The 1,299-nt window shown below is 67.2% G+C and carries 1 pseudogene; it reads left to right on the plus strand.

The window, feature by feature from the left end:
- Positions 1 to 1,299: pseudogene (locus QSJ97_RS24515) on the plus strand (hypothetical protein); the annotation flags it as partial.

The raw sequence follows: 1,299 nt of genomic DNA on the forward strand, positions 1-1,299 counted from the left end.
TGATGACAGCGACGAGTCCGACCCGACCGAGATCGACGATGTCATCACCGATGCCTCGGGCGGCTTCGTGCTCAACGTCACCGATCTCGACGATGTTCTCGACGGCGACGGCGTCACCATCACCTTCATGGGTGACGGCGACAACGGCGACGAGGAGGACGAGGACGGCGACGACGAGAACGAGGGCTTCGTCTTCGACTTCCTGATCAAGGGCAAGAACGTCACCGAGACCATCATCGTCGGCGACGTGGCGGATGCCACCGATCCGATCGAGGTCACCAACGCGATCGAGGATGCGCTCGAGGCCCGCGGCTACGACGTGGTCCGCGTCGACGAGGACTCGATCCGCATCGACGGCATGGATGGCATGGATGTCGCGGTCAACGACATCAACACCACCGGCTCCGTCGACATCGATCTCGAGGCGGGCACCGGCCTCGGCGCCACCACGGACCAGGGCGTGGGCCAGACCCTCGACCTGCGCAACGCGGTGATGCTGGGCGTCGACAAGCTGAACCTGCATGGCGGCACCGTCATCATCTCCAGCACCACCTTCGACTTCGACGATCTGGTGATCGACGGCGAGGGCACGGTGATCTTCCAGGCCAGCTCGGACGAGGGCGAGGAGGTGATCAACCTGCTGTCCTCCGACAACCTGACCGCGAAGTCCGCCGGCCTGATGTCCGGCGACCTCGAGGTCATCGGCGGCGACGGCGACGACACCCTCACCGGCAACGACGAGGACTGGGGTGAGGACTTCTTCGGCGGCGACGGCGACGACCTGATCACCGGCAACGGCGGCGACGACGAGATCGACGGCGGCGACGGCGACGACACCATCTACGGTGGTGACGCCGACGACGACACCGACGAGACCGACGGCGAGGGCGAGTCCGACGACGACACCATCGACGGCGGTGACGGCGACGACGTGATCTTCGGCGAGCAGGGCGACGACGACATCGACGGCGGCGACGGCGACGACGACATCGACGGCGGCGAGGGTGACGACTTCATCCGCGGCCAGGATGGCGACGACACCATCGACGGCGGCGACGGCGACGACCGTCTGCTCGGCAACGACGGCGATGACGTGATCGACGGCGGCGAGGGGGATGACGACATCTCCGGCGGCACCGGCGACGATGTCATCAACGGCGGCGACGGCGACGACGTCATCCGCGGCAACCGTGGCAACGACGAGCTCGACGGCGGCGACGGCGACGACATCATCGAGACCTTCGGTGGCGTGGCCGGCGGCTCGACGGGCGGTCTCGGCTCCGACACCATGACCGGTGG

Source organism: Paralimibaculum aggregatum (assembly GCF_030270585.1).
GTDB lineage: Bacteria > Pseudomonadota > Alphaproteobacteria > Rhodobacterales > Rhodobacteraceae > Thermohalobaculum > Thermohalobaculum aggregatum.